Raw genomic sequence first — 14,015 nt, forward strand, 5'->3', positions numbered from 1 at the left:
TCTATATGAAAAATTATATTCAATATTTAACTATCGGAGCTTTGCTGATGGGCAGCCTGACAAGTTGTAATGACTTCTTGGATAGAGAACCATTGGATAAGGTTACTCCTGAAAAATTCTTTTCTGCAGAAGCGGATTTAGCAGCTTATGCCATAAATAACTATAAGTTTGTTACTGTGGATGATAAGTATGGCATTAATCTTTTTGGAAAAGATAATGATACAGATAATCAGGCAAGCGGAACAAGTAATTCGTTTTGGATTCCTGGTGAGAAAAAAGTTGCTGCCGACCGTGGCGAGTGGAAATGGGAGGATATTCGTTCATGCAACTACTTTTTTGACCAAGTATTACCAAGATATGAGGAGGGAGCTATAACTGGTAACCAAGATAATGTGAAACATTACATTGGAGAAATGTACGTGAACCGTGCATATAGCTATTTTCAACTTTTTACAAAATTTGGTGATCTGCCTATTGTCACAACGGCACTTCCCGATATTCAAGGTGAATTGGTGGAAGCTAGCAAGCGCCAACCGCGTCATAAGGTTGCTCGTTTTATTATTGAAGATTTAAAAAAGGCGGAAGACATGTTGTTGAATAATCCTCCGGGTGGTAAAAATCGTATTTCTAAAAATGTAGCTTATTTGCTTCATGCTCGTGTAGCTTTATATGAAGCTACTTGGGAAAAATATCATCGTGGTACAGCTTTTGTACCGGGAGGAAGCGGATGGCCGGGTAAAGATGCGCAAGGTTATGATGCTGATGTGGAAATTAATTATTTCCTTGATGAAGCGATTGCTGCTTCGAAGTTTGTTGCAGACCAAATGGTAGGCAATTTAGCAGAGAATACAGATACTCCGGAAGGAATGAATGCTTCATTGGTTTCTATCAATCCATATTATACCATGTTCTGTGATGAGAATATGGAAGGGTATAAGGAGATTCTAATGTGGAAAAAATTTGATGAATCATTGGGGGTAACCAGTAATTTGCAGATGGAACTTTGTCGTAATGGTGGTGGATCAGGCTGGACACGTGGTATGGTCAATTCATTCCTTATGCGTAATGGTTTGCCTGTTTATGCCAGTGGTTCGGGGTATAATCCCGATTGGGAGAAGGAAGGTGTAGTTGCTACGGTACAGAATCGTGACTCTCGTCTTGGTATATTCACTAAAAAGCCGGGAGATGTGAATTATTATGGTGATGATGGTACACCCAGTATTTGTCAAATCAGTTTGATATTCGGTGATGCGGGCAGTTTAGCAACAACAGGTTATATTGTAAAGAAGGGTAAACATTATTCAACTCATATGGCGAATGACCATTCTGCCGGTACCTCTGGAGGTATTGTTTTCCGTGGTGCGGAAGCTATGCTTATCTATATGGAAGCTTCATACGAGAAGAATGGAACTGTTGACGGAACGGCAGATGGATATTGGAGAGCGTTACGTACACGTGCAAAAGTAGATCCGGATTATAATAAGACAATTGCCGCAACTAATATGCTGGAAGAAGCAAAAGGGGATTTTGCCGCTTATTCACATGGAACTATGATTGATCCGACTTTGTATAATATTCGTCGTGAGCGCCGTAATGAACTTTGTGCTGAAGCTTTCCGATGGGATGATTTGAAACGCTGGAGGGCACTTGATCAGTTTAAAACGACTCCTTATCGCACGGAAGGTATGCGTTATTGGGGTAGTGTATATGAGGAACAATTAAAAGATCTTTGTATAGTAAATCCGTCAACAGGAAATATGTCTTCTCCTGAATCAAGTGTGTATATACTTCCATACGAAAAAATATTGGAAAATAATACCATTGCAAAACAAAAGGGATTCCTCTTTACTCCTGCCCATTATTTAGAGCCCATTGGGGTGGCTGTATTCCGTCAGACTGCATCAGATCCCAATGACTTCACCTCATCTTCGGTTTATCAAAATCCAGGATGGAAATATGAGGCTAGTACAGGGGCTGTTTCGGTCGAATAAGAATATATATTGATATTATTTTGTAGGGAAGTCTTTTTGGGCTTCCCTGCTTTTATTTAAGGCATTTATTTCTTAAGCGTGTATTTTGCCTTTTGAAGGTAGGCATCGCTTATCTGTCTGAAGGTGTGATGAAACATTATAGTGAAGAGTATCATGAATAAAGAACTTCATAGTCGAGGGCATATGTGATGCGGTGATCTATTGTTATATTAATGCATAAAATAAACTATTTTCAAGTGAATATAAATAAAATAAAGGTGAATGATAATGTGTGATGATTTAATGTTTTATTAAATAACGGAGGTTATAATAAAATATTTTTGTTTATGTTCTTAAATATATCAAATATATTATATATTTGCAGCGTCAATCTTGGTTTAGTTTAAGAATAATATCTTAAACTGGTTGATTTTTAATAAATATTTAAAGAATCACAGCTATGTTAAAACGACTAAAATCAGTCAGCATGATGCTGTTCCTAATGGGTGCCTCTACCGGAGCAGCATACGCGGTTGCCAGTCCCGGCGTTACCGATTTGAAAATCACACAACAGAGTGGAACTTGTACAGGTGTTGTCAAAGATGCTACAGGGGAAACTGTTATTGGTGCATCTGTGGTAGTAAAAGGAACTACCAATGGTACCATCACAGATTTTGATGGTAATTTCACTTTAAATGATGTAAAGAATGGAGATGTTATTCAGATTTCTTTCGTTGGTTATATCACTCAAGAAATGAAATGGAATGGAACTCCGCTGAATGTTATTTTGAAAGATGATACTCAAACTTTGGATGAAGTTGTTGTTGTCGGCTATGGTGGTTCTCAAAAACGTGCAGCTTTGACTACTGCTATTACTAAAATGGATGACCAGGTCTTAAAGAAGGCGGCTTATAGTAATGTGGGACAGTCATTACAAGGATCTGTATCGGGATTACGTGTTGTCAATACTACAGGGCAGCCAGGTAGCTCACCTAATATAACTTTGCGTGGGGGAGCAACAATTACGGGGGATAATAGTGCCGCATTAATTATTGTTGATGGAATAGTGCGTAATAATATGGCAGATATTAACTCCTCGGATATAGAATCTATCCAGGTTTTGAAGGATGCTGCATCGACGGCTATCTATGGTGCTCGTGCTAATGGGGGTGTTATCTTGATTGAAACGAAAAAAGGTAAAGAGGGAAAAGTAGATGTTAATTATAAATTCAAGATGGGTATGAACTTTGCCCGCAAAGGATATGAATATCTGAATGCTGGTGATTATTTGTATTATACTCGACTAGGATTTAAAAATGCTAACCAAGCGGTAGCAGGATATAGTGATGGATGGAATCCTGATACTCAGAATGGTTGTGGTACAACTAAAAATAACTATGATGTACGTTATTTGGAAGGCAATGAGGATTTGGTGAATCAAGGATGGCAGACGATGACTGATCCTTACTCTGGTAAACAGTTGGTTTATAAAGATTATCATGGAGCTATGGATGATGAGATTTTTAATTCACCTGCGTTGATGCAAGATCATTATATCAGTATCAATGGTGGAAATGATAAAGGAACTTTTGCTGCCAGTTTAGGGTATTATGATGAGGATGGTCAGGTCGTTGGAACTGGTTATCAACGTTTTAATGGCTCCTTGAACGGCTCCTATAAGCTCTTCCCATTTTTGACAATAAATGCAGGAACTACTTATTCCTGGTCTACACAGCCTACATTGTCATGGACAGGTACTTATGAGTTCTTTTATCGTACACGTGGTATGCGTCCTACTTGGAATCCTTGGAATGAGGATGGTAGTCCTAATTCGGCTGATACTAATATTTCCGATGGTAATCCCGCTTATTTCAGAGATAAATTACTGTATTCTGACGGAACGAATAAAAGCACTTATAATATAGGATTTAAATTGGATATTCTTCCAAAGAAATTAGTGTTAAACGGTAACGCTTCTTTGTATCGTTATGATTACATGGTGGAAAAATTTAATAAAGCGTACCAATTGGAGAATAAAGATACAAATACAACACGTGAGGCTTCTGTGGAGCAGGAACGTTATACTCAACAGCAATATAATGCTACATTGACTTATACCGACACTTTTGCTGATAAGCATAATTTGGAGGTCATGTTAGGGGGTGAATATTTTACTTATGATCAGTTTAAGCTTGCGGCAAAAACTCAAAATTCTCCTACTGATGATATCCCTACTTTAAATGTAGGCGCAACTCGCACTGAAACTAGTACTACTAAGAGTGCTTATCGAATACTTTCTAGTTTTGGACGTCTGAATTATAACTATGAAATGAAATACTTACTTTCTGTTGTGTTCCGTTATGATGGTATTTCTAAATTGAAGGATAATAGATGGGGATTTTTCCCTGGAGTTTCTGCCGGATGGAATATTACAGAAGAGCAGTTTTGGAAGGATTCCAACGTTTCTGATTTGATTTCCACCTTTAAACCTCGTCTTAGTTATGGTGTGAATGGTAATGTGAACGGTTTAGGTAATTATACGGTATATGGTGAGTATGCAACAACGAAACCTTATGGTGGTGAAACCGGTATATACAATAGTGCATTGGTTAATACAGGGTTACGTTGGGAACAGAGCCAAAGCTTTGAAGCCGGACTTGATATTGGTTTCTTCAATAATCGTTTGAGCTTTATTCTGGATTATTATAATCGCAAGACAAAAGATTTGCTTACCGATCTTGCTTTACCAGGGTATACAGGATTTGATAAGATTGCTACTAATTTGGGTACTCTTCGTAATTCTGGTTTTGAAGCGGAAGTACGTGCTAATATCATAAATAAAGGTGGATTCACTTGGGATATGACAGCAAACCTTTCTACTGTAGCTAATAAAATTATAAAATTGCCTGACAATAAGGAGGTTAATAACCGTGTAGGTGGTGCTCAGGTATGGGATCCTAATAAAGGAGAGTTAGTATGGGTTGGCGGCCGCCAGGAAGGTGGAAAGTTAGGTGAGCTTATTGCCTATAAACAAAATCATATTTTTAAAGATTGGGATGATGTAAAAAAATATGCAAACAATCGAATTGATAATGTCGCAAATTTGTATGGTCCGGGTAAGGCAGCAGAATATGCAGGTAAACAAGGTTGGAAACCTATTGAACCAGGAGATGTTTGTTGGGAGGATATGGATGGAAATGATGTGATAGATTCATATGACCGTTATGTCGTTGGTAATATATTTCCTAATATAACCGGTGGATTCTCTACTACATTCAGCTATAAAAATTGGTCGTTGTATGGACGTTTTGATTATGCATTAGGACATACATTGTATAATGATTTAAAGGCTCGTACATTGGGCCAGTATCAAGGCACATGGAATATTATAACTGATGTGAAAGATATGTGGACAGAAGATAATCCGAACACAGATTTATCTAAATATTATTTTGGCGATCAGAATATCAAAAAGAATATCACACGTTCTAATAATGGTTTAACTGCTGCTGATAACAACAATTCTCATTATTATGAAAAGGGGGATTATTTGTGTTTGCGAGAGCTTACATTAAGTTATACATTACCGAAATCACTAATCAGTAAATGTTTCATGACGGATGCTTCTGTTTATGTCACAGGTCAGAATTTGTTTTATATAACTGGTTATGAAGGTACATCTCCGGAACCGGCTGTAAGTACAGAATATGGTCGTGGTATTGATAATGGACGTTATCCTACTCCAAGAACTGTATTATTTGGTTTATCTGTTTCATTTTAATCAACAAGACTCATTATGAAAAAAATATTAGCATATTTAATGGTTGGCATAGCTTTTACCGGGTGTAATTCTTTGGATTTGGAGCCAATAAGTAGTATTGCCGATAATAAATATTGGCAGACAGAAGCACAGGTGGATGCTTTTAATGTGGGGTTACATTCTAAGTTTAGAGAGAAATGTAGTTATAGCATTTTTCTTTTTGGAGAACCTCGTGCGGATTATTATTTTGGAGAGTCAACATTTGGTAGTGCTACCCAGGGTAATGAACGTATGTGGAACAACAGTTTGAACGATGTGAATACGGTTGTTTCTAATTTTGGAAATTTATATGAGGTGATTAATCAGGCTAATCTGATGATAAACAAGGTGGAAGGTATGTCGATGAATGAAAGTACCAAGAAATATTATCTGGGCGAAGTTTATGGTATCCGTGCTTTCCTTTACTTTCAGTTGTTACGATCTTATGGAGATGTAGTGATATGGACCGATTTCTCGGAAGGGTCGAGCTTGGATCTTGGAAATTTAGCAAGACCAGCTTCTTCTGCTGCTGACGTAATGAAATTGATTGTTGATGATTTACAGGCTTCAGAAACTGCTTTTGGGGATAATTATGGGTTTAGAAATGATTCTCAGCGTTATTTTTGGTCTAAAGCAGCTACCATGATGTTGAAGGGTGAAGTATATATGTGGAGAGGAAAACACATGGGAGGTGGTAACGAAGATTATACAACAGCGAAAAATGCATTGCAGGAAGTGAGAAATCAAACCGATAAATTTGGTTTGTTGGAGGATTTCTCTGAAGTATTTTCTTATGATAACAAGAATAATAAAGAGATAATATTTGCGATTCGCAATGCACGCGATGAATATAATATGTGGGGGGATGTAACATATAATAATAATATGTTTCCACAGCAAAATATATTATTCGGATATATGGATGAGAATGGTAATCCCATTAGTTCATTGGGTGATAAAGTGAAAGTGAATGGTACGATCCGTTACCCGGTTAATAAGGATGTGTATACTAAATGCTTTAATGATAACGATACCCGTAAGCGAAGCACACTTCAGGCTGCTTATGAAAAAAAGGAAGATGGAACTTTATCTCTTTATGGGTTGTATCCGGCCAAGTTTTTGGGTACATTGCTTGATGGGGCTGATACGCGTAGTCCATTGGATGATTATCCTGTTTATCGGTATGCAGATTGCTTGTTGTTGTTAGCTCAAGCTAAGGCTTTTTTAGGAGAGGACCCTGTGGAAGAAATTAATGCAGTACGTAAACGTGCCTATGGTGAAGATTATTTTAATGCACATCCGGAAGTACAATATCCCAATGATAATGATGCCGCACTTTATGCGGATAATAAGTCTGTAAAACCGGATAATGCCGGTGCAATGGAAGCTGTTCTAAAAGAACGTATGCGTGAGTTTATGGTTGAAGGAAAACGTTGGTATGATCTGCGCTTAGCAGGTGATGAATATGTATTGGAACATACTACAGCAGAAGCAACCCGTTTGCTTTGGCCTATTGATAAGAATACATTGACTAATAATTCGGCATTGAAGCAGACACCAGGATATGAATCTAGTGGAGGAAAATAAAGTATTAGTTATATAATAAAAGAAGGTGTCTGAAATGGACAGCCTCCAAAAGTTAGACATAAAACTTTTAGAGGGCACTTCACTTTTCGGACACCTTCTTTTATTGAAACCGTTTCAAGACTTTTAGTATATCTTTGGGCTTTTCTATCTTAATCTTTTCTGTTTCAATGAACTCTTTGATAAGTTGTTGCTTATCTTTTGAATACAATTTCAGAAGTGAATGGATATTTCGAAAGCTTCTCAACTTGCCTTTAATCTGAGTGTAATAAACATTTTCCGTTACCATTTTATAGACCGAAAGGTCTAAATTCTGTTCACCGTTAACACGTTGGAAGCGTGTATTGACATCAATTGCTTGAACACTGCCATGAGTAACTGTTCCCATAGCTCCTTTCTTCCCGATATCTTTTGGCTTTACTTTCCAGTCTATAAAAAGAGTGGTATGCTGATCAGTCATCACTTCCATAAAATGTCCCTCAAACGGAATAAAGCGGTGTATATCAATGACTACTGTATCAATATCTTCCAAATTCTCTATAACCATGTCTGTCGATTCATTCAAAAAATGCATTTCCTTGTTTATACAGTCATAGTTAAATTTCCCTTTGGCAAACTGTTTGTTTTTCAATAAAACTTTTCCTGGAGTAAATTCCTTGAAGAAATAGCCGGCAGGTTGTTGGGCATTTATCAACGTTATGCTTCCCAATGCCAGAATTGCAATAAGAATTCCTTTTGTATTCATAGTGATGGAGATTTTAATTATTCATACTAGTCCTTTGAGCCAAATTGCCAAAAAACGATCGTATACTATATATCCTTGCTGCTCTTTTAAGACAAACTCCTTATTAATTAAAGACTTTAATGCTACATTTATGCTGCTGGCTCCTTTTAAATCATATTTCTTTATGAATGTGGCACTGTTAATCTCATTTACAATTTCCTCTTTGGCTATAGCTTTCAGCAACTGAATCTGATTGGAAGTTAAAAACTGGAAATAGGTTTGATAAGTATATTCTTCCTCCTGTATGATTTCCTGGATGAGTGTATGCAACAGCTCTATGGTCGGAGTCTGCTGTGGCAATGAATACAATCTGTTTAAAAGATATTGCATATACCACGTATGTCCTTTTACCGATTGATAAATTTCATGGAAGATATCTTCCTGCAAAGTTTTTTTCTTTTCATCAAACAGTTTCTTGGCAAACTCCCGGTAAGGAGTATAAGGAATAGGGGCCAGGAAAAGTTTCTGCGTAGATTGGTAAAAAGGTCTTTTGATGGAAAAGAAGATAGACTCCATCAAATGCTTTTTGCTGCCCGAAAAGATAAAATGCACATTCGGGGTGAACTGGATATACGATCTCAACAGGCCTTCCACTCCTTTCTCCGGATATTCCATTATTTGCTGGAATTCGTCAATGGCTATATAACATTCTACTCCCGATTGGTTTAGGTAGGTGAAAATCTCTTTCAAGGTTTCTTCTGAACGTTCCGGAATAAAGTCGAGTGTTACAGATGGCATTCCTGTAATTTCATCGGCGCTGATGACCGGACGGCAACTTTTAAAGAATGAGAATAGCGATTTTAAGGTACTCTGTGATAAGGTATCTAATTTCCCCAACACACTTCGTCCCAGTAGAGATACAAACTCCTGAAGATTCTGGGTTGAAAATATATCCAGATAAAAACAGGCGGCAGATTTATTTTCTTTTTGAATATAGTAAAATACATTCTTTATAGTCCTGTCTTTCCCATACGGCGCGGACTGATTAATGTAATATTTTTGCCATTCTTTAATGCTGACATTAAAGAAGCTGTTTCTTTTTCGCGGTCACAAAAATAGTCGGGCCCTTGGTAACCGGTTATTAAAAATGGATTAGTAGAAATACTCTTCATTGCAGTTTTTATGTTACATAAAACATGTAACGCAAATAACGCAATAAAGTTTGGATTGAGCAAATATAAGAGTTGTATTTTTGTTTTGCCTATTATATTATGTTCTGACTTGACATGGTTCATGGCAACAATTTAATATGGCAATTACAAGATATCTAAAACAGAAGTTATGCTGATAATGATCATGTTTCATGGATAAGGGCATAAATACCTGGAGCATTATGATCCTTTGAAAAGCATCAGGAACAGAAAGCAGGAAGAGGGTATGACAGTCGGCTCCAGCTATACATACCCTCTTCCTGTAATGAGGTAGATTCCTTATTTCATCTTATACACCAAAGTCCCGCCCTTTAGGATATCTTCATGCGAGATATAATTCTTTGTATAAGGTTCACCGTTCAGTGTAATACTGTCAACATACTTGTGTTCCTTTGATAATCCTTCGGCAATGATCGTGAAAGTCTTTCCATCGGCCAGGTTCAATACAATTTCAGGCATCTGTGGGGCGCCGAATACATAATTGCCACTTACCGGATCTACCGGATAGAACCCCATAGCAGAGAACATATACCATGCTGACATCTGTCCGCAGTCATCATTGCCACAGAGTCCGTCGGGTTCGGGATGATATTGCGTATCAAAGATTTCACGGATCAGTTCTTGGGTACGTTCGGGGCGACCTGCCAACGTATATAAATAAGTAATGTGATGGCTGGGTTCATTGCCGTGTGCGTATTGACCGATCAAGCCGGTAACATCTGCCTGGGTGGTTTCCAGTTTCAAGGTGAATAAAGAATCCAATTTGTTTAAGAATGCTTGTTCTCCGCCGAATAACTCAATAAGCCCCGGCACATCATGTTGCACATGCCAAGTGTACTGCCATGCATTACCTTCGGTATAGTCTCCACCGGTACTTTCCATGTGGGCAACCTGACTAGGGTTGAAAGGAGATTTCCAACTCCCGTCAGCATTGCGGGGACGCATGAATTGCGTTTCAGTATCGAACAGGTTCTTATAAAAATCGGCACGTTTGGCAAAATAAGCGGCATCTTCCTCTTTACCCATACGTTGGGCCATATCGGCTGCGGCGTAATCATCATATACCGATTCCAGCGTAGAGGATACTGATTCTGTCTTAATCAAGTCAGTAGGGAAATAACCGTATTTCATATAAGTTTCCCAATCGGATTTCAGTTTATGAGATACGGTTTGGGTATTTTTGATAGCATTGAAGGCACGCTCGGCATCAAAGCCTCGGAAGCCTTTGCGGTAAGCTTCGGCGATAACTGAAACACCGTGGTTGCCAATCATGGTATATGTTTCTTTTCCCCAAAGTCCCCAGATAGGCAGGAAGCCCTGTACTTCAGCCTGTTCTACCAATGAATTGACGAATCCATCTACTTTTTCAGGAACCATTAAGGTGTAAAACGGATGGGCGGCACGGTAAGTGTCCCATAAGGAGAAAGTGGAATAAAAAGCTCCGTTACCGGCTTTAACGATGGAATCGGCTGCATTACGGTACCATCCGTCTACGTCCGAGATTTGGTTGGGCTGTATCAGGGCATGGTAGAAGCTGGTATAGAAGTTGGTCTTCTCATCATCCGTACCGGTTATTTCAATGCGGCTCAGATAATTATTCCATTCGTCGTGTGCTGCTTGCTTCACTCCTTCAAAATTCCAGTCGGCTATTTCCGCTTCCATATTCTTCTTGGCTCCATCCACGCCGGTGGTGGACATGGCTACTTTCATCAGCAGTTCCTCTCCCGGCTCCATGTCAAAAGTAGCGATGATACGTTTCCCTTTTTCTGTTTCGGCCATGGGCAGATACAGGGTATCTATGACGGGACGATTGAACTTCATAACAAAAAAGTAATCCTGGTTCACCCATACGCTGTTGCGTACATGTCCGGTCAAAGTTTGTGCATCTTCCCAATTGGTTTCGCAACTTTGTACTTGCGAATGATATTGGTTTTCGTTCCACGCAGGTCCGTGCTGAAGGTCAATCAATACAGATGCCGAGTCGGCGTTATGATAGGTATAACGGTGTAGGGCGGCATGGGGAGAGGCGGTCAGTTCGGCTTTCACGCCGGGATCAGTCAGCTCTACGGTGTAGTATCCGGGAGTCGCTGCTTCCTTGTCTTTGGGGAAGTGGCTGCGATAAGCGTCCCAGGCACGGGCGCGTGTGCCGGTAACTGGTATCACCAGGATATCTCCCAAATCCATACACCCTGTTCCATTAAGGTGTGTTTGGGTAAATCCCCATATCAGGGAGTCGGTGTACACATATTCCGAGCAATATCTCCAGCCGATAGCTCCGGTTACGGGGCTTGTCTGGATCATGCTGAAAGGACGGCAGGCACCGGGAAAGGTGTGTCCGTTGTCTGCTGCTCCGATGAACGTGTTAACATACTGCGTGTAGTCAGTTTCGCTTGTCTTCTGCTGTGTTGTGGAACAGCCGAAGAACGAGCCTGCCAATACAAATGCGCAAAGGATAGAATAGGTTTTCTTCATAGATTCGCAATTAATAAATATTTTGTGTAAAGATAAAGAGTTTTCTGGAAAAATGGGTCAAGAAATCAAAACAAGAAACGAATTAATAAGAAGTAAATGAATATCTTGGTACATCTTAAATTAATAAACGACATGAAAAAACCTTAGTTTTGGATCTCTCATGAGGATACTCTCTGCATCATTCATTTTCTTTTCATCAAATCTTCTTTAGATTAATCCGAAATGTTTCAAAGCATTGGCTATCCCGTCTTCATCTACGGAGGTTGTCACGTAGTCGGCCACAGCTTTGACATGGGGCTCGGCATTTCCCATAGCTATCCCTGTGGCTACGTGTTTCAGCATGGGGATATCGTTGCCGCCGTCACCGAAAGCCATTGTGTCTTTCAGGTCAATGTCAAAATATGCCAGCACTTTGTCTATTCCCGTACTTTTACTGTTGCCCCGTGCAATGATATCGGCAAACAATGGATACCAGCGCATCGGTTCGCAATGAGTCAGCACTTTGCCGAATATATCTGTTTCTTTTTCCTCTTCGGCCGTAAAGTATCCCATTATTTGCAGGATATCTTTTCCACGGGCTTCTTCTATGGAGGCGACAGGGGGAACAGGAATTTCAATCAGATCGGAAACAGCCTGTACTCTGTCATTCACTTCAGTGACGAACATTTCATTGCCGTGTACAAAAACGAAAGGTACCGGATATTTCTGTTGAAAAGTTATTAGCCGTTCAATGTCTTCTTGCGGGATGCAACCTTTATAAATGGGCTGGTGGCCGGCAGTAAAACAATAGCTGCCGTTGACTGTGATATACCCGTCAAACTCTAAATCACTCAGATTGTTTATTAAACATTGTGGGCGTCCGGTGGCAATAAATATTTTAATGCCTTTATCACGAAGTGCTTTTAATGCTTCTTGGGTTGAAGCGGGAATTTTATGAGTTTCAAAAGAAACCAATGTACCGTCAATATCGAAAAAAATAGCTTTAACCATACGTTTGCCTGTTGAATATTATCGTTATATATTTTCATTTTGCAAAGATGAGAATTAAAATACATGCACACAAATACGATAAAGGTTAATTTTTGGCTTATTTGACTTTACAGATTGATTTTAATATCTATATTTGTGTTTCTAAAATAACAAGAGAAATGGCAGTTCAGTTTACAAGAATAGCAGTAAAGATAGGTAGTAATGTGTTGGCGCGTAAAGACGGTACACTGGATGTGACGCGTATGTCGGCATTGGTAGACCAAGTGGCGGAATTGCGCAAAGCCGGAGTGGAAGTCATTCTGATTTCATCTGGGGCGGTAGCTTCGGGACGCAGCGAGATCAAACCTTCCAAAAAATTAGATAGTGTGGAGCAAAGGCAACTTTTCTCGGCAGTGGGGCAGGCAAAGCTGATCAACCGTTACTATGAGCTGTTTCGTGAACACGGTATTCCCGTCGGGCAGGTGCTGACTACGAAAGAAAGTTTTGGCACGCGCCGTCATTACCTGAACCAGCGCAACTGTATGATGGTGATGCTGGAGAACGGTGTCATACCTATCGTAAATGAGAATGATACTATTTCGGTCACCGAACTGATGTTTACAGACAATGACGAACTTTCGGGAATGATCGCTTCTATGATGGATATGCAGGCATTAATCATACTGAGCAATATTGACGGCATATACAATGGCTCTCCTTCTACCCCCGGTACGCAGGTGATACGGGAGGTGGAGCAGGGAAAGGATCTTTCGGACTATATACAGACGGAGAAATCGGGCTTTGGCCGGGGCGGTATGCTGACAAAGACTACCATTGCCCGCAAAGTGGCCGATGAGGGTATCACAGTCATTATAGCCAATGGCAAGAAAGACAATATTCTGGTCGATTTACTGCAACATCCGGCAGGGACAGTCTGTACGCGCTTTATTCCGGCAGAAGGCGGAGTATCCAGCGTGAAGAAGTGGATTGCCCACAGCGAAGGCTTTGCGAAAGGCGAGTTGCATTTGAATGAACAGGCCGTGAAAGTGTTGAAAGGACATAAGGCGGTAAGCCTGCTTCCTGTGGGAGTGGTCCGCATAGAAGGGGAATTTGAAAAAGATGATATAGTGAAAATCATAGACCACCGGGGGAGGCAGATAGGAGTGGGACGCATCGGATTTGATTCGGCAGAAGCACGTGCATTGCAGGGGAAACATGGGCAGAAACCTATGGTACACTATGATTATTTGTATTTGGACTGATGCGGTGTGGTAATGATTTAGATA

The 14,015-nt window shown here is 39.7% G+C and carries 7 protein-coding genes and 1 pseudogene; 4 read left to right on the forward strand and 4 right to left on the reverse strand.

Annotation, left to right across the window (positions count from 1 at the left end; genetic code table 11):
• Positions 1-5 precede the first annotated feature (5 nt).
• The 3 genes from AB5935_RS08735 to nanU all read left to right on the forward strand — a co-directional run bounded on the left by AB5935_RS08735 (position 6) and on the right by nanU (position 7,356).
• Positions 6-1,991: a RagB/SusD family nutrient uptake outer membrane protein gene (locus tag AB5935_RS08735; protein WP_005845767.1), complete on the forward strand. Its 1,986-nt coding sequence runs from the start codon at positions 6-8 to the stop codon at positions 1,989-1,991.
• Between the two features lie 439 nt (positions 1,992-2,430).
• On the forward strand, positions 2,431-5,751 hold the full coding sequence (locus AB5935_RS08740) for a SusC/RagA family TonB-linked outer membrane protein (protein WP_005845769.1): 3,321 nt from the start codon (positions 2,431-2,433) through the stop codon (positions 5,749-5,751).
• A gap of 15 nt (positions 5,752-5,766) precedes the next feature.
• Complete coding sequence (gene nanU / locus AB5935_RS08745; protein ID WP_005845771.1) at positions 5,767-7,356, forward strand: SusD family outer membrane lipoprotein NanU; 1,590 nt, start codon at positions 5,767-5,769, stop codon at positions 7,354-7,356.
• Between the two features lie 100 nt (positions 7,357-7,456).
• Here the strand turns inward: nanU and AB5935_RS08750 are convergent, their stop codons facing one another.
• The 4 genes and pseudogenes from AB5935_RS08750 to AB5935_RS08765 all read right to left on the reverse strand — a co-directional run bounded on the left by AB5935_RS08750 (position 7,457) and on the right by AB5935_RS08765 (position 12,750).
• Entirely contained in the window at positions 7,457-8,098 is a 642-nt protein-coding gene (locus tag AB5935_RS08750) for a hypothetical protein (protein WP_007832979.1), read from the reverse strand.
• A gap of 21 nt (positions 8,099-8,119) precedes the next feature.
• Positions 8,120-9,249: pseudogene (locus AB5935_RS08755) on the reverse strand (AAA family ATPase).
• Between the two features lie 318 nt (positions 9,250-9,567).
• The gene (locus tag AB5935_RS08760) at positions 9,568-11,760 is read right to left on the reverse strand and encodes a GH92 family glycosyl hydrolase (protein WP_368327393.1); all 2,193 of its coding nucleotides are present in this window, start codon (positions 11,758-11,760) and stop codon (positions 9,568-9,570) included.
• Positions 11,761-11,967: 207 nt separating this feature from the next.
• Positions 11,968-12,750, reverse strand: coding sequence for a Cof-type HAD-IIB family hydrolase (locus AB5935_RS08765; RefSeq protein WP_007840909.1), 783 nt, complete (start codon positions 12,748-12,750; stop codon positions 11,968-11,970).
• Positions 12,751-12,908: 158 nt separating this feature from the next.
• Between AB5935_RS08765 and proB the strand changes: the two genes are divergently transcribed.
• Entirely contained in the window at positions 12,909-13,991 is a 1,083-nt protein-coding gene (proB, locus tag AB5935_RS08770) for a glutamate 5-kinase (RefSeq protein ID WP_007840906.1), read from the forward strand.
• Positions 13,992-14,015 lie beyond the last annotated feature (24 nt).

The sequence above is a fragment of the Phocaeicola sp. RTP21198st1_B8_RTP21198_201120 genome (genome assembly GCF_040929485.1).
GTDB lineage: Bacteria > Bacteroidota > Bacteroidia > Bacteroidales > Bacteroidaceae > Phocaeicola > Phocaeicola dorei.

Coding starts and splice junctions, on each gene's coding strand:
- AB5935_RS08735 (WP_005845767.1), top strand. CDS start 6: ATGAAAAATTATATTCAATATTTAACTATCGGAGCTTTGCTGATGGGC.
- AB5935_RS08740 (WP_005845769.1), top strand. CDS start 2,431: ATGTTAAAACGACTAAAATCAGTCAGCATGATGCTGTTCCTAATGGGT.
- nanU (WP_005845771.1), top strand. CDS start 5,767: ATGAAAAAAATATTAGCATATTTAATGGTTGGCATAGCTTTTACCGGG.
- AB5935_RS08750 (WP_007832979.1), bottom strand. CDS start 8,098: ATGAATACAAAAGGAATTCTTATTGCAATTCTGGCATTGGGAAGCATA.
- AB5935_RS08760 (WP_368327393.1), bottom strand. CDS start 11,760: ATGAAGAAAACCTATTCTATCCTTTGCGCATTTGTATTGGCAGGCTCG.
- AB5935_RS08765 (WP_007840909.1), bottom strand. CDS start 12,750: ATGGTTAAAGCTATTTTTTTCGATATTGACGGTACATTGGTTTCTTTT.
- proB (WP_007840906.1), top strand. CDS start 12,909: ATGGCAGTTCAGTTTACAAGAATAGCAGTAAAGATAGGTAGTAATGTG.